Annotated in this window: 19 protein-coding genes; 5 read left to right on the forward strand and 14 right to left on the reverse strand. The window is 52.8% G+C overall.

Going from position 1 to position 20,282, the window contains the following annotated elements:
* Positions 1-941: tyrosine-type recombinase/integrase (locus DC3_RS27570; RefSeq protein WP_146891593.1), on the reverse strand; the 941-nt coding region annotated here is incomplete at its 3' end.
* Positions 942-1,050: 109 nt separating this feature from the next.
* Between DC3_RS27570 and DC3_RS27575 the strand changes: the two genes are divergently transcribed.
* Complete coding sequence (locus DC3_RS27575) at positions 1,051-1,461, forward strand: helix-turn-helix domain-containing protein (RefSeq protein ID WP_186816309.1); 411 nt, start codon at positions 1,051-1,053, stop codon at positions 1,459-1,461.
* Positions 1,462-1,899 carry a putative toxin-antitoxin system toxin component, PIN family gene (locus DC3_RS27580; RefSeq protein WP_146891596.1) on the forward strand — a complete coding sequence of 146 codons (438 nt, stop codon included), beginning with the start codon at positions 1,462-1,464 and terminating at the stop codon, positions 1,897-1,899.
* Between the two features lie 218 nt (positions 1,900-2,117).
* Here DC3_RS27580 and DC3_RS27585 read toward each other — a convergent pair whose 3' ends face one another.
* The 3 genes from DC3_RS27585 to DC3_RS27595 are packed head-to-tail and all read right to left on the reverse strand — an operon-like array spanning position 2,118 to position 10,842.
* Positions 2,118-2,612, reverse strand: a complete 495-nt coding sequence (locus tag DC3_RS27585) for a hypothetical protein (RefSeq protein WP_146891599.1) — start codon at positions 2,610-2,612, stop codon at positions 2,118-2,120.
* 6 nt (positions 2,613-2,618) lie between these two features.
* Entirely contained in the window at positions 2,619-9,350 is a 6,732-nt protein-coding gene (locus DC3_RS27590) for a polymorphic toxin-type HINT domain-containing protein (RefSeq protein WP_146891602.1), read from the reverse strand.
* A gap of 1 nt (position 9,351) precedes the next feature.
* Positions 9,352-10,842 carry a hypothetical protein gene (locus DC3_RS27595; protein ID WP_146891605.1) on the reverse strand — a complete coding sequence of 497 codons (1,491 nt, stop codon included), beginning with the start codon at positions 10,840-10,842 and terminating at the stop codon, positions 9,352-9,354.
* Positions 10,843-11,130: 288 nt separating this feature from the next.
* Between DC3_RS27595 and DC3_RS27600 the strand changes: the two genes are divergently transcribed.
* Positions 11,131-11,694: an Imm43 family immunity protein gene (locus tag DC3_RS27600; RefSeq protein ID WP_146891608.1), complete on the forward strand. Its 564-nt coding sequence runs from the start codon at positions 11,131-11,133 to the stop codon at positions 11,692-11,694.
* Between the two features lie 99 nt (positions 11,695-11,793).
* Here DC3_RS27600 and DC3_RS27605 read toward each other — a convergent pair whose 3' ends face one another.
* Positions 11,794-13,485, reverse strand: a complete 1,692-nt coding sequence (locus DC3_RS27605) for an IS1182 family transposase (protein WP_186816310.1) — start codon at positions 13,483-13,485, stop codon at positions 11,794-11,796.
* Between the two features lie 179 nt (positions 13,486-13,664).
* On the opposite strand from DC3_RS27605, the gene DC3_RS27610 reads away from it, so the two are divergent.
* The gene (locus DC3_RS27610; protein ID WP_146891614.1) at positions 13,665-14,267 is read left to right on the forward strand and encodes a recombinase family protein; all 603 of its coding nucleotides are present in this window, start codon (positions 13,665-13,667) and stop codon (positions 14,265-14,267) included.
* Between the two features lie 294 nt (positions 14,268-14,561).
* Positions 14,562-15,281: a hypothetical protein gene (locus DC3_RS27615; RefSeq protein ID WP_146891617.1), complete on the forward strand. Its 720-nt coding sequence runs from the start codon at positions 14,562-14,564 to the stop codon at positions 15,279-15,281.
* A gap of 178 nt (positions 15,282-15,459) precedes the next feature.
* Here DC3_RS27615 and DC3_RS27620 read toward each other — a convergent pair whose 3' ends face one another.
* The 9 genes from DC3_RS27620 to DC3_RS27660 all read right to left on the reverse strand — a co-directional run.
* A complete protein-coding gene (locus tag DC3_RS27620) occupies positions 15,460-15,873 on the reverse strand; it encodes a hypothetical protein (RefSeq protein WP_146891620.1) in 414 nt (137 codons plus the stop codon).
* Positions 15,866-16,267, reverse strand: coding sequence for a hypothetical protein (locus tag DC3_RS27625; protein WP_146891624.1), 402 nt, complete (start codon positions 16,265-16,267; stop codon positions 15,866-15,868). The genes DC3_RS27620 and DC3_RS27625 overlap by 8 nt, the downstream gene beginning before the upstream one ends.
* Positions 16,254-16,877, reverse strand: a complete 624-nt coding sequence (locus DC3_RS27630) for a hypothetical protein (protein WP_146891627.1) — start codon at positions 16,875-16,877, stop codon at positions 16,254-16,256. Before DC3_RS27630 ends, DC3_RS27625 begins: the two co-directional genes overlap by 14 nt.
* On the reverse strand, positions 16,864-17,307 hold the full coding sequence (locus DC3_RS27635; RefSeq protein WP_146891631.1) for a hypothetical protein: 444 nt from the start codon (positions 17,305-17,307) through the stop codon (positions 16,864-16,866). The genes DC3_RS27630 and DC3_RS27635 overlap by 14 nt, the downstream gene beginning before the upstream one ends.
* Positions 17,308-17,329: 22 nt before the next feature.
* Complete coding sequence (locus DC3_RS27640) at positions 17,330-17,950, reverse strand: hypothetical protein (RefSeq protein WP_146891634.1); 621 nt, start codon at positions 17,948-17,950, stop codon at positions 17,330-17,332.
* Positions 17,951-17,956: 6 nt separating this feature from the next.
* The gene (locus tag DC3_RS27645; RefSeq protein WP_146891637.1) at positions 17,957-18,559 is read right to left on the reverse strand and encodes a hypothetical protein; all 603 of its coding nucleotides are present in this window, start codon (positions 18,557-18,559) and stop codon (positions 17,957-17,959) included.
* Positions 18,556-18,963, reverse strand: a complete 408-nt coding sequence (locus DC3_RS27650; RefSeq protein ID WP_146891640.1) for a hypothetical protein — start codon at positions 18,961-18,963, stop codon at positions 18,556-18,558. Before DC3_RS27650 ends, DC3_RS27645 begins: the two co-directional genes overlap by 4 nt.
* 7 nt (positions 18,964-18,970) lie before the next feature.
* Positions 18,971-19,600 (reverse strand): winged helix-turn-helix domain-containing protein, encoded by a 630-nt coding sequence (locus tag DC3_RS27655; protein WP_146891643.1) that lies wholly within the window; start codon positions 19,598-19,600, stop codon positions 18,971-18,973.
* A gap of 22 nt (positions 19,601-19,622) precedes the next feature.
* Positions 19,623-20,282: YaaC family protein (locus DC3_RS27660; RefSeq protein WP_222594844.1), on the reverse strand; the 660-nt coding region annotated here is incomplete at its 5' end.

Raw genomic sequence — 20,282 nt, forward strand, 5'->3', positions numbered from 1 at the left:
ACCTTGATCAGGTTGGAAGGCAGCTGGAAACCTCCTCGGGTCGAAGGAAACAGCAGACTTTCTTCCTCCAGCAGCAGGTCTTTCCAGTGCTTTTCTTCCTGTTTTTGCAAAACAAGGTGACTTTTCAGCACCTGCACGGTATCAGCTGACAAAGTGATCCTTCGGTGGCTGGCCTGTGTCTTGGGATCACCCAGCACGGCTCTGGCTCCACACTGCACCAGACTGAACTTCACCTGCAATTCCTGCCTGTCCAGATCCACCTCCTGCCAGTGCAAACCCAGCAGCTCACCTCGCCTGAGGCCTGTGGTAAGAGCCAGATAAAACAGGGCGTATAGACGTGGTTTTTCTACTTTGCAGCAGTCCAGAAAAGTACGGACTTCGTCAGCGGTCCAGACTTGCATTTTCTGGTGAGGGACTCGGGGAGCTTTCACCCTCAAGATAGGATTGAAGCTCAGAAGATTCCAGTCCACCGCCTGATTGAAGGCTGCTTTGAGGGTGCGCAGCACACACCGGGCATGCTTGACGGTCTTGCCAGCCGTAATTTCACTGAGCAGCAGGCGTTCCAGATGCAGTGGAGTCAAATTTCCCAGGGTTACATCTGCCAGAAGTGAAGATTTCAAATGTAGGTCAATGATGCGGTGATACTCTTGGTGGGTTTTGATCTTGATGTGAGGCTGCCTGAGGCGCAACCATTCCTCCAGATAATCCAGGACACAGGTTTGCAGATTGATGGCAGGGATGGCCTCGTTTCCTGTGGTTGCCTCTCCACTCGCTGGTGGAGTGGTTTGTTCTTCCAGGTATCGCTGGGCCTGTTCGAGTGTGGGAAATCGCTTGCTGGTCCGTTTCTGCTTGCCCAGTTCATCTTTCCCCAGAGTGAGGATGACCACGTACTTGCTACCACGTTGCTGAATGCTGCCGGTGCCGTTCCCACGCTTTGACATGAATGTCTCCGTTTCTGTCCCGGTGGGACAGGTTCAGCACATCAGCATTTTTGCGTGTTTTGCGGTTTTTGCGTGTTTTGATGTAAAATGTTGTGAAAGGAGGTCTGTCATGACCTACACCCGACATGAACCCATGGCCCTGCTGACCGTGCAGGAAGCCGCCAGAATGCTCCACGTCAGCGATGACACTGTTCGCAGGCAAATCAAAGAAGGGGATCTGGAAGCCGTCAGAATCGGTACTACCCCTCAGGGCAGACCCCGTTACCGGATTCCCTCTGCAGCAGTAGAAGAGAAACTGGGACAGAGCACCCTGAAAGCTCCTTCTGCGCTGGAACGCCTGCAGGAAGCCTTCAGCACCCTGACCGAAGAACAGCAGGAAACGCTGATTGCACAGGCGGTGCAGTGGGCCAGAAGTCAGTCCCCAGCCGAACAGACCAGAGATCGGAAACCAGAGCCCACCAAAGCGGAGTTGGAGAAGCGTTTTGCGGGTCGCCTGAAAGCCCGGAAGCAGGCCAGCTGAGTGCCTGAAGTTCCCCGACTGATCCCAGACATCAATGTGCTGCTCAGTGGGCTTACCAGTACCAAAGGACCTTCCTTTGACTTGTACCAGGCAGCCCAGCAATTCGAGGTAATGCTGGTGCTATCCGAGCAGCATTTCATGGAACTCCGGCAGGTGTTGACCTACCCAGCGGTCTTGGCTCTGGGCGGAGGAATTACCCCTTCAGATGCCTTTGGACTGGCGGTGGAGTTATACCGGGTGGCAGAAGTGGTAGTGCACCTGGAGCATTATGACTGGCCCTCGTGTCCTGACCCGAAAGACTGGTACCTGCTGGACTTGCTGATGACCTCAGATGCGGATGGAATCGTCAGCAAGGATAAACACCTGCTGAGGTTGTCCGACAAACTGGGGATTCCCGTGTATGAGCCAAGAGAATTGGTAAAGTTGGGCATCATTTGAAAGACTGTGCCCCGTGTTTCTCGCTTATGCCGAGAATCTCCGATTCCGAGGCATCCTCAGCAAATCAGGCACCCGCCATGTACCAGAAGTTTCTGCAGAACCGCACCACTGGTCGGCTGAACTTCGTCCTACAGCTGGAAACGCCATCGACTGGAGGTCGGCTGGGGCTTTGGCTGTGGGCAAAGGAAGAAGCCCTCCGAGATCGGAGGGCCTTAAGTCTAAGTACGCTTGGTAGCCTCTAGTATTTGATATTTGCTGGCTGGTAGTAAGATCCTATTCTGCTTGTTCTCATACAAATGACCATTCATCTGGAACAATCTGCCATCCATGCTCTCCAGTACTAGACAATTCTCTTGCGAATCCCAGAGGAAGTATCCTGATACCTCGGCACCATCTACGAGAATATTGCCTTCTGTAGCAATATCCATCCATAAGATATCGCGAATCCGCATCAGTAGGGACTTGATGTTACTTGGTGGAACCTCGACAAATCGTCTTACTTCGTCAAGTAATTCCGCAGTAGGTGGAGATAAGAATATATCAGAGATACCTATCTCAGCCAGCTTTAGCACAGAAGTCAAATAAGGCTCTCCTCCGTTAAGGCTCTTGCGATGTGCGTCAAGCCACTGCGAAATCATAACCCGCAGAGTTCTTTCTCTATAGTGATCCAAGAACTCTTTGAGTAGTAGCACAAAGCTATTGATTGGTTTCATAGTCACCTACTTGATTGGGAAGGCCGTGATGAGATTGCCTTTGCTGTCCGTGAAGATTCTCATTCTGCTGGTAGCAACTCCTCCATCTTTAAGAGTTGTAAGACCAATATTGAACCCGACATCGACTTCTCTAATAAACTGTCCTGCAACTGTTGCATCAGCAGTTATAGGAGATTGTACTACTTGCTTAGATGTAAGGACAGCTTTCAGTTCATCTTCAGTGATTGTGAAGACAGATCTGCTATTAGAAACAGGTCGGTTAAAGTGTCCGCTAACAACATGATCCCATCCAGCCGATATTGGATTACCAGAATTCCGAATTGGAGTAAAGCGCGTGGGACCCTTCGCCAAATTGATGCGTGACTGGGCAATGCAGTTATGCACCAACCAGCCCTGGGTGCCGACGAAGAAGGTGTGGGCTTCCTCAACCTCCAGATTGTACATGGTGCGGGCTTCCTGGATGGTATTGACGTACCGGACTTCACCCAGCGTGCCATCGGCCTGCTTGAGTTTGTCCCCAACTTTCAGGTGCCCCGCCCCGACCCACTTGTCGCTCAGGTCTGGATGGCCCTCAGGTTTGGGTCTGGGTTCACCGTCTGAACGCTCCGTGACGTAGAAGGGGTGTTCAGGGGTGGTGGTCAGGTATTCCAATGCTTTCGTCTCAGGGTTCTCAATCACCAGTCCAGTGATTTGGGGATCGTGGTTTTCAAACACCTGGGTAATCGGGTAGTACCCCTGCTCCCTGGTCTTTTCATTGAACGCCAGCACGGGAGTGCCAATGGTCAGGGTAGCGATGGCGGCCAATCCATACTTTGTCCATACTGGTGTATTGCCGTCAAAAGAATGAAGAGATGCACGTCTGAAACAGTTTTCTCCTGTTTCACGCAGGAAAGCACTCCAATTCGTTTTCACAGTGGTCTTTAGAGTAGTAAGTGCTCCTTTAAACCCATATTTTCCAATTAATCCCACGAGGCCGCGAGCTGCGGCATAGCCATTAACAGCTCCCAACATGGTCAAGCCAGCATCCGCTAAAGCCATTCCATAAGCGGTGTTGGCATCCGCTGCTTCAGTTGCAGCCCTCATGGATTCTGTCATTGCTCTGCCTAAGGTCTGGGCTTCCTCAGGCCTTCCTTGCGAATAGGCAACACTGCCTTTTAAGGCAAGCCGATAAGCATCATTCACCCCCTGACGCATGCCTTCACGGTCTCTAGAAGCCATTCCCATTTGTAAACCTTTAAAGAAGTCCAGTCGTTCTTGGGGTGATCTCCCCATACTCTTAAGATATTCATCAATGAAAAGGATTTTTTGCTTAAGGACAATTTTATCGCCAGAGTCCCAGAAGAACCATTTGTCTATTTCATGATAAACAGAAGATTCTATGTATCCGCAAACCTCTTTTTCTCCCAGTTCCTTCTTAATATTTTCCTTTTCGAGAGCAACTTTTGATTCAAGATTTGAGGCAGTGCCTTGGTCTCCACAAGAGGTTGCTTGAGAGACAGATGTGCTACTAAAAGATGTTACGGGAGTCAGCATTTCAACTCCAAGATGCTCTGGGCTAATTACTCCTGATCCGGTCCCACTGTATCCACCAGTATTACCGTTGGTCCCGCCAATGTTGGGGTTGAGTTCACTGTCCGGTGCCACCACCCCAGTGCTTCCCGTGTTTCCTGACAGGTTGGGGTTCAGTTCAGGAACGGGCAAGGTGGCCTGACCGACCCCAAGATGAGTGGAAGTCGTCAGGTCGTTGCTGTCTGACACCCCAGAGGCTCCCATCCCATTGGGGTTGGCATCAGTGAGGGGAACGGGAGGACCGAATTCACTGGGGTCGAGGGGTTCGGTCTGGGTTTCGGTGTTGTTCTGGAGTTGATCGGGGGTTGGGAGGGGGTTGCTGAAACCAGTGACTCCGGTGTTGTTCTGGGTGACCTGCACATCACTGGGGGGAAGCACCGTTGAGACACCGAAGGGATTCCCGAAGCCTTCTGGGGCATCCACACTGCTGGCTCCCAGTCCCACACTGCTGCTCGGTGTTGGGGCCTGGAACTCTGTTGGGGTGCTTGTGATTTGAAAAGGAGAAATGAGATTTTGAACCAGGGAGGTTTCCAGCCCCGACCATGAAAGGTCACGGGTGACGATGGATGTTCGCTCAGGGCCTGGCATCCACTTGGAGTTTGCTTCCGGAGTTTTCCCCAAGAGTTTTTCTGTCACCGATTGAATCAGTTCACCGTGAAGGTAAGTGTTTTGATGGCGATCAATGGCTGTAAGGGTTCCACTGGAAACCACTCCATCGTCATTGTTTCTATAAGTCTTGGTGGTCTGAAAGATCCCCTCAGTTTGATTGCCAAAATAATCGTAAGAAAAATCATATGCCCCATCCACACTACAATAATCATTGCCATTAGGTTCTTCGCGCGTGTTTGAATACTGATAGATCACCTTGCTCACCACCCCATCTGGATTGTATTTTTTAGAAAACACTATTGAACGCGCCGTAGAACACAATGAAGAATATATACCTGAGTAATTCTGGGTCTCTCGATAGTCATAACTGAACTCATGGGTATATCCAGCAAGCGACATGCCTATTCTTTTTCCGCTTGGGGTCAATCTATATGTACGCTGAAAAGACTTATCATAATCGTTATAATAGTTTACCTCTTTGTCCGTATATTCTGTTTTGACAATATTTCCTTCATCATCTAAAGTATCCCGGTTAATTGATTCCAGCTTTGGAGGCTCCGCCCCTTTATGATGATAGCTGTATGTGACTGTGGATGTAGCACTCTCTTTGATTGACAATATGGTTCTGTAGCTATGCGATGCATATTGATCCAAAGCGCAGAACTTGGTATCTGCACAAGGCGCTGGATTGCAATGATCGTAATCACCATAACATGAATCAGAAAATATGATATTGTGATCATATCTTTCATTGGTATAATTATATGTATTCGCAGCCGAATTATCATATATTCTATTTGAATCAGTATCCTTCCGGGATAGCTGACGATTAAAATCATAGAACTCCACAATGGTTTTTTCTTTCTCCGTGGATTCCGGAAGATAAAGAGTAAATTCCCTAACATTATAGAGAGAGTTGCTGGTATAAGAGATTTTTACATTTCCATCCCTGGTACTGCGACCAAGACGGTCGTACTCATGAATTTTTGTGCCCGAAGTCTTAATTTTTCCATCCTGGTAATACGAATGCTTGGTTGTGTCCAAACCTCGGTAATTGTAAGTTGCATGCGTATGCGTAGGATCAGTCTCTTCGTCCCATAGATGGTTAGAAGGGTAAAATGAATAATCGATGTCATTGATTTTAATCAAGTTGCCGTTGAGATCAAAAAGAAAATCTTTGGTTTGATTTGAAGTGATGTAAACAGAAGTGTCATTGGGTGTGACAGTATTGAAAATCTCCCTGATCCGTCTGCCCAGTCCATCATAGAAGTACTGTCGGGTGTATTCCGAGTCCAATCTTTCCTGGATGACTTGCCCCAAAGAATCCAGAGTCAAGTACTTGACGCTTCCTGCAGTCATTCCTGCGGTCAACGAAGACCAACTGTAAGAAGAATTGAGGCTTCCATTGAAAACCCCATTGGTTTCATAGGTTTTCATCCCATCAGAACGGTAACCATACCAATGCGACTCTCCTGGTCCACCCTCCATCCGAATGGGCAAATCAAGACTGTTGTATTGGAACTTGGTGGTCTGTGTGATGGTTTCGAGAGAAGCTGGCACATTCGGTTGAGGTAAGTTGGTAAACTGCTCCCTTTTGACGGTCCTCTGGGTTTCGTTGCCCATCAAATCGTATTGCAGGTCAAAGGCAGGGAAAACCGAACCATCTCTGGTTTTCTGCCCCATCCGGTCATAAGAGTTGATTTCCACATAATTGTCCCAGTGTTTCCGGTAGATCAACAAACCACGGGAATCATAGAAAGAACTGGTCAAAGCTGTAGAAGGAACGGAGCCACTTGCATTCACTGCCTCGGTCAGAAGCTGACCGTCTCGTCCATAAGTGTAAGTGGTGGATACGGCATTGGAGGTTCCTGCAGCGTTATCCAGGTATGCCTTGCTGATGATGTCTGGATACGCCCGGTTGCCATAACGTCTGTATTCTGTCTTTATCAGATGAGGAACAGATGTCTCGTTGCTTTCCCACAAGGATGTGGCCATGTTCGCAGGAATCACTGGCAACTGTGCACCTTCTGCTACACTGGGTTCAAGAATGGACTCCAACAAACCTGACCTGGTGTAAGTGAAGACTTTCCGCACCATCAGTGTTCCAGCTGCTGTAGGTGCGGGTTCGATCTCTGCAGTGACACTTCCCAACATGTTATAGGTTTTGCGACGCTCGTATCCCAGCCCATCAAAGGTCTGGTACACCCGACCTAAAGCATCGAAACTCTGGTAGATTGTCCTCCACTTTTGGGAAGGATAGGCATAATTTGCTCCTGCATCATCGCCTTTGTAGACTTCTTGTTCTGTTTTCCAGTCATTCCCTGCAGGGTCATATTCCATCGTGGTGGCATACCCTCGGGGATTTGTCACCCGGGTGACCTGATCTTGATTGTTGTACTCATACTGGGTGGTTTTGAAATCCTCTGCCACCGAACTGAACACAAAGCTACCTGAGTAGAACTCAGCCGATGACACAGGTGCAGTTCGATTCCCGATGTACTCCTGCTCGGTCACTTTGCGGCCAAACGCATCATAACTGTACTGCACATAAGGACGACGCAAATCCTGATACGCACTCCCAGCGTTCTTGCGCAAAATGGGCTTCAGGACCCTGAGCAGTTTCCCGGTGGAGTCGTACTTGAAGTACGTGCTCTGCGCATCATCGTCCCCACTGTTCATCGTCAAACGACGGTCAATCGTGCGCACCACTTGCCCCCGACCATCGTACGTGCTCAGCACCACCCCTCCATCTGGAGCCGTCACCTGCGTCACCTGCCCCAGTTTGTTCACCTCCATGCGGGTGACCACCGTGTCCGAAACACTCCCCCCCACTGGGCGCTCCCCATTCACCACCTCAGTGACCTGATCCGGTTGCCCGGTGATGTGGTACCGGGTTTTCTTCTCCCCAAAAGTCCCACTGGTGCTGTTCGGGTCCAGAAACCACTTCTCACTCACCAATTGATCCAGGCTGTTGTACCCATACTGCGTGATGAACCCATCCACCGTTTGCTGTTGGATGCGACCATAGGGATCGTACAGGTAATCGGTGGTCTTGCGGGTGGTTGTTACGGTGCTGCCATCCCCCTCGCCCCATTTGACCTGAATGACCTGCCCGAAGGAAGGTCCGAAGTTGTTGGTGTAGGTGTACTGGGTGGTGTTCTCTTTCTGCCCTTCCCAGGAAGACAGCAGTTCCCCTGAAGCGCCATACACCTGCACACTGCGCTGCAAAACGGGAATCACCACGGTGCTGCCATCCAGCTGAATCACCCGGCTGTACGTGGGTTGACCGAAACCATTAAAAAGCGAATACGTCAACATCTGGTGGTAGGTGGGATTGTCTTTGTTGCTGGCATTGATCCCTGCCACCAGGTACCTGCGGTCACTGAGTCCATCTGGTCCAGCTTTCAGCGCGTAAACCACCTGACCCAGCGCGTCATACTGGTAACGGGTGGTGGCGTTGCCGTCTTTGACGTACCACACCTGATCCTGGTACTGCCGGATGGTGCCTGTTGCCGATTGGGCGGTGCCTTCCACTCCCTGCTCACTGGTGTACATCTGTTTCCAGGTCACGCCGGGGTTGAAGTACGTGAATTGCGTCTGGGTTTTCACCTGTGCCACCGGACCACCCGCACCCACCTCCTGACTGATCAGGCGGCCCTCAGGATCAAAAGTACTCTTGGTGTACTGAGGTGTTGCACTGGCTTCACTGGCATCACAGGAAGGTGATGCAGCCTCAGGATTCGAGGTCAAACACTGAATCACCGTCTGGGATTTCAGGTGATAAGGGGTGTTCTCCTGGGTGTAGTGATCATGGGTATACTGGCTCAACTGGGCACTGTACCCGTAAGTGGTGTCGTTGTACCCGGCAATGGTGCTGGTGACGGGCAGGTTGTCCCGATTGAATGTTGTCCTGGTGCGGGTCTGCCAGTCCGACAGCAACGCTGGATTCATGCCGCTCGTTAACTTCTCCCCGGACACCACTGGTGTTTCCGACTCAATGGTCACCGTGTAGTACTTGACGTTGTTGGTGGTGTAAGCGTAGGTCAGTTTCACCACCAACCTGTCGTACGTCCCTCCATCTGTCCGGCTGGTTCCGGTGACTTCCAGCAAAGCCTGGTCACTGAAGCCTTTCACCACCACCTGACTGTGGCTGCTGGAATGGACCGTGGCCCCCTTGACCGTCCACGCCAGTCCACCCCCGTACTCGTCAGTGCTCGTCCCCGTCACCGTCAGCGTTCCCGTCTCCGCAACGGTCTGCCCACTGGAGACATTCAAATCCACATTGATCGGCAGGTTGCTGGTGGCACCAGTGTTCACTTTCGGCGTGCGGTACACCGTCTCACCCGTCAAATTCCCTTTTGAGTCGTACCCGTAATGCGTGCTCTTCCCACTGGGTTCAATCATCCCGGCGGTGAAGCCATTGAGGTAGTACTGGTACGTCCACTTCAAGGGTGTGGTGGAATTCCCGTTGACCGGGTCCACCACCTCCACTTCCCGCTCGACCAGCTGGCTGTTCTTGTCAAACTGGTACCGTTCGGTTTTGTCGGTGCCGTCTTTCACTTCAATCCCGAAGCCTGTGGTGGGGATGGGTGCAGCATCCGTGAGTGGGGTGCCACTGGCATCCCGGTAGGTGTAGGTCAGGCTTTCTCCAGCGTTGCTGGTAAACGCCTTGACTCTGGGGGGGGTTGCTGCTCTCGTTGTAGGTGTAGGTGTACGTCAGGCTGCTGGTTGCTGCAGAGCCAGTGGTGCGCAGGATGGGCTTCTTGAGTTCGGTGAGCAGCACGTGACCCTGAGCGACTTTGTAAGCAAAGTTAAAGGTGCGGGCCATGTACCCGCCCGCCGTACTGGTCCCGTTCTCGAAGGTGTCGGTGGTGCAGGGGTCCCGGAAGTTGTAGGTGCTGTCCGTGGGATTTCCGCAGGTGCTGTTCACCACAGCAGGATCAGGGTTCTCCCGTCCATTCTGGGCGATGTACATCACCTGCTTCACCACCAGGCTCGACACCGCCCCGGGAATGTCGTACGCAAAACGGGTCTGTCGGGTCCAACTGTTCGCATCACTGGGGTCCTGCAGCAGTTCGTTGATGGCCAGCAGCACCGGAGGTTGGGTGCTGAGGTTCTGGTACCTTTTCCACACGAAGGTGGTGACCCGACCCCACTCGTCTTTCACTTTGCTGATCAACCCTGGCGTGTTCAAGTTGACGTCTTTGTTGTACTCAATCTGGGTTTTCGGGGATGCCCCGATGCCTTCGGGGTCGTTGTTCAGGGCACTGCGGTACTGCTGGGAGAGGTTCTGTTTGAAGTCGACATGCTCGCCGTCTTCAAAGAAGGTGCTGCGGTTCCCACTGTGGTCGTACAGGTGCGCCACCCACTCATGGGTGCTGCGGGAGGCAATCCAGGTTTTCACGAAGACCAGGTACTGCTCGGGGACCTGAATGCCGGGGGTGCTTTCACTGGCGTAAATCGCCACCTGAGCGTCGGTGTAGTTGGTGCTTTCTGGGGTGCTGCCTGTGGCGGGGGTGACTTTGAACACAGTTTTGCTGGCGTAACGCTGCAACCAGCTGGGCAAATTGGGGTCCGTGAGGTTCAGGTTGCTTTTGAGGTTGTAACGGGTTCCACTGCCGTCCCCGGAGTAGATGAACCAGGGGCCTTTGAGCTGTGTGCTGCCGGGGATGCCGTTGTATCCGGCGAGTCTGAGTTTGCTTTGCAGGTTCCAGTTGCTCCCTGCCAGGGTGTGTTGTTTTTTTTCGTCTTTGTCTTTGCTGGGGTCGAGGATGTTGTTTCGCCCTAAACTACCGGTGTCGACGTACACATTTCCGGTGGCGAGGTTGATGGCGTCACTGACTTCTCCGAAGCCGGGGGTGTTGAAGGCGAGGACTTCGATGGGGAGGTCACTGACCCCTGCTCCGGGCCGGGCGTAGAGGCTGGGGGCGGCGGCAGCCATCGGAAGGAATTGCTGGATCAGGTAGAGGAGGGCGAAGGTGAGCCCGAGGCTTCTTCGGGTGGTGTCTGAAGTCACCGGGGTGCGCTTACGATTCCTGAGATAAAAATTCATACAATTTTAATGTTTCACAGTTTCATTTCAGTTTCAACTCAATCTCATAGGAAAATGCGCTGGGGTCACAAGAGTAAGCCTCTTATGCACCTTCGGGGAACCTGATGTAACTGGCCCTGCCATTATCGAACGGACACTGTTGGCGAATTCCCCCGCGTTTCGACCACCTGTTATACTGGGAAACACCACTTGGCACCCTGAAATGGAGCACCCTTTCTGTTTCCGAGTACCCATGCGCCACCGCTGATCACTTCTCAAGTCTGTAAAGATATCAAAAGTGGAGAATAAATGTATTTTGTCATGAGGAGCACCTTAAAGACCTATAAGGGCAGGTTGATTCGCGCTATACCAGAGGACTACATTTTCAAAAAATGTAGTCCTGCTTGGTGGCTCGGCGAGCCCTTCAGAAGAAAACCCAAAGAGTTCATTTACTCCATCGAGGAAAAAGCACCCCGTTATGATGTCATAAGTGCGTCTGGTATGATGCCAATATGCAGCCAGAAATTCCTTGACACTATTCAAGAAAATGATATCAAGTTTGAATCCTTTCCGGTTACCGTCCTGGGAAAAAACTCCAAGATGCCTCTTGATGTAAAATATTATGTATTTCATTTACTGGAAATCAAGGACCCTGGTATTGATGTTGAGCGATCCATCATATATACCATCAACAACCAGACCAAGATAGAGAAACTTGAAGTCTCTGCTCAAGTGATGGATTCACAACCCATGATGTTTTTCGCAAAGGAGCTGGGTCCTTCTGTGTTTGTGCATCAGAATTTAGTAAAACAACTTGAAGAAAATAAAATTACTGGATTAAGATTTATACCATTGGAACAATATACCTCGTGATCACAGAATCCAGTCATCCAAATTCCGCTGATCTTTTGTGATCTCACTTGTATCCAGTTTAGATGTGTTCAATTGGATTGCTTTCAACCCCAATGATGATCAACACCTGTTCGCTGTTTCTGCCCTGCGCGCAGTTTTCTTTGCCCGGATGGGTTGCATTCGGGCAAGTGCTGAGATTCGGGTGGGCTGGGGCCTTTCGCCCACCAACCAGTTCCCCAGTCGGCTGTAGTTGATGGCCAAGGCGATAAAAATGTTCTGAAAGTGGGTTTTTTTTAGCCCTCGGTACCGGCTCTTCCGGAGCCCAAAAGCTCGGACCCCTTGCGAAAAAACACTTTCCACCCCTGCCCGCAACTGGTAGAGCTTTTTACCTTCCTCAGAATTGTGCAAATCTCGGGCCTGCTGCAAGGCTTCCAGACGATCACGAGGTTGAAGTTTGAGTTGCCTCCCGCGTTTTGCGGTGGTGCATTTCTTGCGCAGAGCACAACCTGCACATTCTTCTTCTCTGAAACTCACCTGCACGGCCGCATCAGAAAGGTCTGTTTTGCGAAGGATCCACGACGTGGAGGTGGCCCCACTGGGGCAAATCACTTTCTTTTCGTCCCAGAGTACCGTGAAGTCCCTCACATCAAATCGATCCTCAGGACCTTTTTTCCAGTCTCGGGTGCCCCTGGGAGGTCCGATCAATTGAATGCCGTACTGAGATTGAGACTCACACAGCTGGTTTGCACTGATGTAACCGGCATCCACCCAGTGTTGGGCAGGCAACAATGCCTGCTTTTCCAGGGCCTGGTGGATCAACGCTAGCCGAGGAGCATCATGTGCTTCAGCAGTGGTGGTATCGACGTGCACGATCAAATGGGGCAGGTCTTCATCACAGGATTCCGTGAAATGCACCTTGTATCCGACCCATTCTTTCCCTCGTTTGGTGCTGTATTTGGCTTCACTTTCGTAAGGCGACTCCACACCCTGACGAGAGGGGGGCAATTCGTCATTGGGGACCAGGGTCACACCATACTCAGTCAGCTTGAAATGCCGTTTCCAGATGCATTTGAATGTCTCCACCTCTGGGAAGGCCCTCTGAAGAATTTCTCTGGCGCTTTCCTGGCCCAGAGCGCAAAGCATGACATAACCATCCATTCCAACCATCCGGATGAATTCGGCTTTGTCTCCTTCTTTTTTCGGCAGGCGGAAATTTTCGATGCGGTGGGCATATTTGGCGTACCAGTGGTTGGGCACATGGGTCCTGACCCAGTCCGGGAAATGGGTGGCCAGGGTGTTGAGCACAGCGCGCAGGGTCTCAGCCACCAGCTCGTAACGGTTCATGACGCGCAGATACGCCAGGATATGGGTGGAGTCGGTGCGTTGTTTGCCTCGGGTTTTCAGCAAGCCCTGGTCTTTGCAACATTGCAAAAGCCCTTCCAGGGAGGTCAGAGGATTTTCCTGTTGCAGAAGGCGATCCCGGAATTCACTGAGCACGCTGTAGTGGAAACCGGGGTCTGTGAGGTCCATGGACAGGGCATATTTCCAATCGATTCTGGCCCTGGCAGCATGGGCCGCTTCCCGGTCAGTAAGGTTTTCACTGAACTGCAAGATGGTGACCAACAGGAGCCGCCAGGGTGGGAGGGCGGGCTTGCCACGGGTGGGGTAGAGTTCTGTGAAGTCGATGCTGGCGAGAAAAGGTTCAAAGGCATCTCGGAAACGCATAGGTGGAGCGGGTTGAGGAAAGACGGCCTGGGCGACTTGTCGGGTGACCTTCGGAATGCTGGGAATGCTTTGAGTTTTCAGGGACATAACCCAGTTTGCATCTGGCATAATTTTTGTTCTGCCAGATGGGCAACAGGTCGAATTCGCCAACAGTGTCCGAACGTTTGTGGCAGGTCCTCAACCCCTGGATTCGCTTTCCCGAAAGCCTCGTAGAACGACTGCCAAAATCAGATGCCACAATCAAGCGGCTGAACTACACTGGAGGCATGAGTTCTGACAGCAAAACCCCCACCGGCCCCAGGGTTGGCTACGCCCGGGTCTCCACCCGGGACCAGAACCTGGATTCCCAGATCGATGCCCTCAAAGCTGCGGGGTGTCGGCGGATCTTCAAGGACACCCTCACCGGGTCCAAGGCAGACCGGCCAGGGCTGGGAGAAGCCCTGAACTATTTGCGTGAAGGGGACACCCTGGTGGTCTGGAAACTCGACCGACTCGGTCGGAGCTTGCAGAACCTCATTGAAACAGTGAAACTGCTGGAAGCCAGGGGAATTCATCTGTTGGTGTTGACTGAGGGCATCAACACCAACAGTGCCAATGGTCTGCTGTTCTTCCACATTTTCGGTGCCCTGGCGGAATTCGAGCGGGAAGTGATTCGTGAGCGTACCCATGCTGGGTTGCAGGCAGCACGGGCCAGAGGTCGTAAAGGGGGACGCAAGCCCAGCCTGAGTCCAGAGAAACAGAAGATGGCACTGGAACTGTTGAGCAATCCAGAGCACCGCATCAAAGATGTGGCCCAGGGGCTTGGGGTATCAGAGCGCACCCTGTTTCGCCTGCGTCAACAGATGTCAAAAGACGACTCAGAGACTTAGACTTTCTGCATTGCGAGTGAATTTTACGTATGGCACGAGTTTTCCTTGAAATATCTCCTGTGTCAAAACCCATGCCACAATCAAACCGCCAGAATCCCATACGTTTTTGTCAGTCTTAGAATCTGAATTTTGCTTTATCACACGGTATTTCTAAAAATAAAGCCGAAAGGGAAAATGAAAAGCGGTTGGGATATTATTTGTCTAGGACGCCATATTTCTCTGTTTATCCAAAACACCTTTAACAATGGGACAACCCCTAATCTGGTCTGCAAGAGGACCATTACACTGAAGAACATGACCAGAGAAAATGCAGATTCACTTGAAATGATTTTCGCCGTTTTCATTGGTGTTCTGGAGTTGCAACGCCTCGCAGAACGCGAATTCCAGAAAACACGTTCCTTCTCTGCAGATGCCGTGGAATTCCAGACCCAGGCCACCCAGGAACGCAAGCACCTGATGGACCGCCTCGCCGAGCGCATCCAGCGCCCCCTGAGCATCGATGAGACGGCACAACTTGAGGAAATCGGGGACCGCCTCGGAGCCGCATGGCACGGGTACCTGTATGTCCGGCAGACCACCGAGCAGCTGATCAAACCCCTCCGGGAAAGCCCGGAAACCCTGAAATCCGCAGAACCAGACCCCATCAGCGACTGGCGGGTGTACATTGACGAATCGGGAGCCCACAAAGACCTGCTGTTCCTGGTGGAGCACCACAAACGTGAACTGAAGGCGGCCCTCCTGCAGATCGCGGCCACCAAACCCCTGCCGAAAGCCAAAAGCAAAAGCAGCGGCAAAGTCTACCGCAGCTGGAAGCACCTGCACGTGATGGTGCAAAAAGCCCACCTCTTTGACCGCCTGCTCGGCGAGAACTCCAGCAAACCCGAACTGGAGAACCTCCTCCGGGAACTCGACAAACTCAATGACCCCCAGCTGAGCACCGTGGTGGCCATGCGCAAAGCCATGGTGCTGCTGGAATTGGAGTGTCCCCAGCAGGCCCTGGACATTCTGGAATAACACCCCAACAGTTCACTGTACCGGGGCCTCAAAGGGCAAGCCCTGGTGAAATTGGGAAGATTGCACGAAGCCAAAGACTGGCTGGGACTGCAATGAAATCCCTGTGGATGGCGTGCAGATCGCAGCCGTGCAAAACAGACCCCAGCTCATCCACCCCTGAAAGGAAGAGCGCAGGCGCTCAAGGTTTCGGGTCGTTTTCAGCAGGAGAAGGAATCACCTGCTGATTGTTGTTGCCCTGCTGTAAGTACACCGTCTTCATGTAGATGTTCACCACCCGCTGAGAGAAGTGCACCGTCCTCAAATCGGGAAACTCAATGGCCTGCTCCGCCTCCTTGAGCCCTTCATGGGTGATGCAGTAGGTTTCGGGAGAGGGTCGTTCCTTGCGCAGCAGCAACCCCTCATGCTCCAGGTATTCCAGGGCATCACAAATGGGCCTGTGTTCCGTCTCAGGAAATTTCTGGTATACAGCATGGATGGTCACCGGAGGCTGCCGGTGCTTTTCTTTCAGGTCGTAAAAGTGCATCAGCAAAGCCAGACGCAATTTCTGTTTGCGTTCCAGTTCACTTAAGTTCAGGTCTGCCGGATTACTCATCCTCATTCCCCCTCGGGCGCTCATCAACAAGCAAAGTGTTCTGGTTGCCCTGCTGCATCTTCACCTCACCATAAAAATGGTTCACCACCTGAGGGGAGAAATGCAGGGTGCCTTCTTTGGGACGTCGGTGCGCTGCCTCAATCTCCACCACACCCAGGTGACTCAGGGTGACCAACATGAAGCCCTCTCCCCGATCACCCATTTTGCGGATCAGGTTTTCTCCCTTCAGGTACTCCACGGCCCGAATCAGGTCAGGGGCAGCCATGGCATGCTTTTCCATGAAAGTCCAGGTTTCCACGGCCTTCTCCCCTTTGACTTCCACCTGCTGGTAGATGTACTCCAGCAAAAGCAAGCGCTCCGCTTGCCGTTTCAAAATGTGGTCACTCAGATCCATCTGTCATGCCCTCCGGCAATTCAACCCCAGCCACCCGGGCAATGCCGATGAGGTTCATCAGAATGCCCTTCGCTCCTTCAGTGAGTGCCTTGATTTCATTGAAAGCCGCCTGAAACCTTGAAGGCTTCACTTTCCCGCTCTGGATATCCTCTTCAATGTCCGCCACCTGCTCCAGTGCCTTCTCCCGTTTCCCGTCCGGCAGATTCTGCAGGGCACCCCTCAGGGAAGCCAGCAAAGCAGGCAGGTCCTGACCCTGCACCCCCTGGTGGATGGTCATGGTGTTGTGGTCCCCAAACTGCACATTCCCCACAGCTGCATTGAAATTGTTGACGAACTGGTGACCACCCTGCGCAGCGGCGGGCGGAGCGAGGTGCTGCTGGCCACGCCGGGTGATGTGTGCCATCAGGCCATCAAAGCTGCTGCCCGTGGTGTCCACCAGTCCATCCGATGCCAGTGCCTCAATGGCCCCTTCGACTTCCTCTTTGCTGTAGCCCAGGGCAGCAGCAATCTCTTCCGCAGAAAGGGTGCTTTCAAAACGGGTGTCGGTGTGCTCCCCAAGGTGGGCCAGAACCTTGTGCTGCAATGCCAGTTGGTCTTCATTTTTTCCCATGGTTGTCTGCTCCTTCTGAAGTCTCAGGAACGCTGTGGATGCCTGGAGTGGTGTTGAATGCCTGGGTGTGGTTTGTGCCCTGCTGAAGGTAGGCCGAACCGTAAAAGACATTCGTGACTGAGCCCATGAAATGCTGGGTGCGGAACCCAGGGAACTGAAGGGCTGTCTCAACTTCACTCACTCCCATGTGGGTGAGACGCACCATGGATTCAGTTCCTTGCAACGTGATCAATTTTTGCTCCTGCAAATACAACAAACACCGGGTCAACTGCTGATATGACAGCTGATGGTCAGGCAAAAAGGCGCAATCATCCAGCTCTTTTCTGAGAACGGAACCCCGGTCCTTCAGCTCTGTCTGCTCGTAAACGAAGCTCAGGATGGCCAGGCGTTCCTTCTGCTTGCGTTCGATGTCCTCAAGGTTGATTCCCACAACACCTCCTCAGTGAGGCCGATCACTCCGGAAATCCCACCTGGAATGCTTCATAAAACGCCTGCAGCTGCTGGTGAAGTGCTGAGCCAGGATCGCTGGTGTTCACCACTTCCTGAAGTTGAGCCTTCAAAAGGTGGTGTTTTGGCCTTGCCATGCCCAGCAGTTCCTCAAGTGTGCTGACTGCTTCTGTAACCGGTTGCTTCTGAGCTTCATCAGGGTGCCTGGACAGCAGACCCTGAAGCTGAATCCACCACTCAGGAAAGGGCTGCCCCATCTTCTGGTGCACCTCCATGGTGTTCCCATTCCCTTGTTGAAGGTATCCATCTCCGGCGATGTGGTTGATCACCACCGTGGGAATGAAGTTCCGGGCAAACTGGTTTCCCATTACAAAATTCTCCAGCTCATCGATCCCACAGCGGGTCAATTTGGCTTGCAGAAAACGAAAATCCACGTTGTCCACTTCTGTATCTTGCATGTCCTCCAGCATCCTCAGCACATCATTTCTGGTGAGGTTGTAGGGAGGATGGATGCCAATTTCGTAGGCCACCTGCTGATTGGCAACCTTGGTTTGCTGGTAGATGTCGGCCAGCACCAGCATGCGTTTGCGTTGCTGCTCCCCGACCTGGGTTTTGCTTGGAAACATGCCCATTCACATCCCAGGCAGCTGGAAGTTATAGGCCTGAGCGATCTGCACCACGTCCGCATAGAAGGCGGTTCCAGCCACTGCAAACGCAAACAGGTTGCGCACCACATTCTTGATGGCAGTGGGGCGAGGATTTTCGGACCCAAAGAGGATTTCCAGTTCCTCAATCTGCTCCTGGGCCTCCCCACGGTGTTCAGCAGGCACCTCATGCAGGGAGGCTTTCAGGCCCTGGACGAGTTTCAGGACATCCGCAGCCTGAAGGCCAGTGTTGTGGGTGACGTACATGGTTTGATGGCTCCCTTGCTGCAGGTGCACCGTACCATTCATGGTGTTGTGGAAATGCATCCCACCAGCCGCAGGGGTTTCCCCAGAGAGGAAGTCTTTCCCAGCAGCAGTGATGCGCGCTTTGGGATGGCCGAGGCCGCTGGCATTGGTGTTGACGTATCCGCGCTCCTTGAGGCTCTTGAAGGCCGTTCTGACTTCATCCACCGTCAACTCCAGGGCCTCTGCCACGTCGGTGTCAGCTGCAGAGGTGCTGCTGTCGGTGTTCTCATTCAGAAATTCCAGCACACGGCGTTCAATGTTCTTTCGATTGTCTGCATTGCTCATGGTTTCAACTCCTCTGGTTTTGGTTCGGTCTGGGTGACGCTCAGGGTGTTGTGGTTCCCCTGCTGCACGAAAGTCTGTCCATAAAAATACTGGTGGTTCACGCTGGCTGTGAGGGGCTCATTGCCCTGATCGGGTTGCAAAATGAGCTGCTCCATTTTTTTGATGCCCTCGTGAGTGATACGGTATTTGTCCCCTTCGGGTTGCCCCTGACCCGGGAAGATGCCTGACTTCGAGGTGATCAGCCCTTCCCTGTACAGGTATTTCAGCGCCTGGGCCACTTCCAAACCATTCAAAGGGAGGATTTTGCGCAGTGTGGCCACACTCAGGCCATCTCCGTTGTGCTCCTCGCAGTCCAGATGGATGAAATACAGGATCTGGCGGCGGTGTTTTTGTTTCTTTAGCATCCACACCTCATCCAGGCCCATGCTGAACCTCCGGGAAGGAAATTCCACACTGCCGGGCCACTTCTGCCACACGCTTCCACACTTCAGGGTCATTGCCGGACAGGGTGAGCAGGGCCGTCAGGCTGGCCAGGATCCGAGAGGCCTTTGCGGTGGGTGAGGAGAGTTCTTCCTGCAGGTCCCGCACCTGATCTCCGGCCTGCTTTCGCACGTCTGGAGGGGAATCCTGAAAGGCCAGAAGCAACCGCAAGGCAGCGCCCTGGGTGGTCAGGGGTGTGATTTGCTGCAGGGTGTTGTTGGAGCCTTGCTGCAAGGCATGGACGTTGCCCAGAACCTGAGTGATGAACATCTGGCTGGTTGGTGCAGGTCCATGCTGGATGAAATCCTGTCCTGCGGCAGTGATGTGGGCCGCCACCCCGCCATAATTGCTCCTTGGAACCTTCACATGTCCTTTTTCAACCAGGGCCATCAATGCGGAACGCACCCCTTCAGGATCCAGCCCGAGTGCTTCGGCAATCTGGAAGTTGGATTTCATGGTCTGGTTGCTGGTGCCCGTGTGTTCAGCGAGGTGCTGCAGGATCCGATGTTGATCCCTCAGGCGGTCATCAAGGGAAGGCAGGGGGTGTTCCGGGTCAGTCATGTGGTTTTGATAGCCCCTTTCTTTAATGAACCTGGACTTCATTGAACAGCGCAATCAGTTTGACGGGACGGCCTTCCAGGCGCTCCAGGACCATTTGCGGCACCACGCGACTGAACACGTGATGGTACTGGCGGATCAGCGAGAAGTAATCGTTGTATTCCCCTTCGGTGATTTCTCGCCACAGGCTGGGTCGGTAACGCACGATGATGCTCAGGTGGTAGGTGAGCAGGAAGTGGACGGCCAGCATGTCCTTGACTTCGCCAAAGGGGGCGTCAAACCAGGAGGGGGGCACCAGTGCGGATTGGTGGCTGGGGATTCTGGCCAAGCATGCTTCTTCGCTTTCACCCAGCACATAGCCTCGGATGGCGGGTCCGTCGTTGGTGCGCTGGATGATGTCCAGGGGCTGAAAGTAGTTTTGCATGGCCTTGCAGTCTTCAAGGGTCTGGTGGTAGGGGGAGGTCAGCAGGTAGCACAGACCCAGAGGGAAGGCGTCTGCGGCATTAGGGTCTTCTGGTGGGTCCGGCAGGCTCTGGTTGCCGAATTTGGGTCCGCCCATGGGGCTTGCGGATTTCATCTCATAAGGGCTGCTTTTTGGGGGTTTCCCGGTGACGTTGAAGTACAGGTCAGCCAGTTCGGGGATGCAGGCCAACAGGTTGTCCAAGGTCAGGTGTTTGTCTTTGAT

It is taken from the genome of Deinococcus cellulosilyticus NBRC 106333 = KACC 11606 (genome assembly GCF_007990775.1).
GTDB lineage: Bacteria > Deinococcota > Deinococci > Deinococcales > Deinococcaceae > Deinococcus_C > Deinococcus_C cellulosilyticus.

Coding starts and splice junctions, on each gene's coding strand:
- DC3_RS27605 (WP_186816310.1), bottom strand. CDS start 13,485: ATGTCCCTGAAAACTCAAAGCATTCCCAGCATTCCGAAGGTCACCCGA.
- DC3_RS27645 (WP_146891637.1), bottom strand. CDS start 18,559: ATGAGCAATGCAGACAATCGAAAGAACATTGAACGCCGTGTGCTGGAA.
- DC3_RS27630 (WP_146891627.1), bottom strand. CDS start 16,877: ATGGGAAAAAATGAAGACCAACTGGCATTGCAGCACAAGGTTCTGGCC.
- DC3_RS27600 (WP_146891608.1), top strand. CDS start 11,131: ATGTATTTTGTCATGAGGAGCACCTTAAAGACCTATAAGGGCAGGTTG.
- DC3_RS27655 (WP_146891643.1), bottom strand. CDS start 19,600: ATGACTGACCCGGAACACCCCCTGCCTTCCCTTGATGACCGCCTGAGG.
- DC3_RS27585 (WP_146891599.1), bottom strand. CDS start 2,612: ATGAAACCAATCAATAGCTTTGTGCTACTACTCAAAGAGTTCTTGGAT.
- DC3_RS27595 (WP_146891605.1), bottom strand. CDS start 10,842: ATGAATTTTTATCTCAGGAATCGTAAGCGCACCCCGGTGACTTCAGAC.
- DC3_RS27620 (WP_146891620.1), bottom strand. CDS start 15,873: ATGAGTAATCCGGCAGACCTGAACTTAAGTGAACTGGAACGCAAACAG.
- DC3_RS27615 (WP_146891617.1), top strand. CDS start 14,562: ATGACCAGAGAAAATGCAGATTCACTTGAAATGATTTTCGCCGTTTTC.
- DC3_RS27650 (WP_146891640.1), bottom strand. CDS start 18,963: ATGCTAAAGAAACAAAAACACCGCCGCCAGATCCTGTATTTCATCCAT.
- DC3_RS27610 (WP_146891614.1), top strand. CDS start 13,665: ATGAGTTCTGACAGCAAAACCCCCACCGGCCCCAGGGTTGGCTACGCC.
- DC3_RS27640 (WP_146891634.1), bottom strand. CDS start 17,950: ATGTTTCCAAGCAAAACCCAGGTCGGGGAGCAGCAACGCAAACGCATG.
- DC3_RS27575 (WP_186816309.1), top strand. CDS start 1,051: ATGACCTACACCCGACATGAACCCATGGCCCTGCTGACCGTGCAGGAA.
- DC3_RS27625 (WP_146891624.1), bottom strand. CDS start 16,267: ATGGATCTGAGTGACCACATTTTGAAACGGCAAGCGGAGCGCTTGCTT.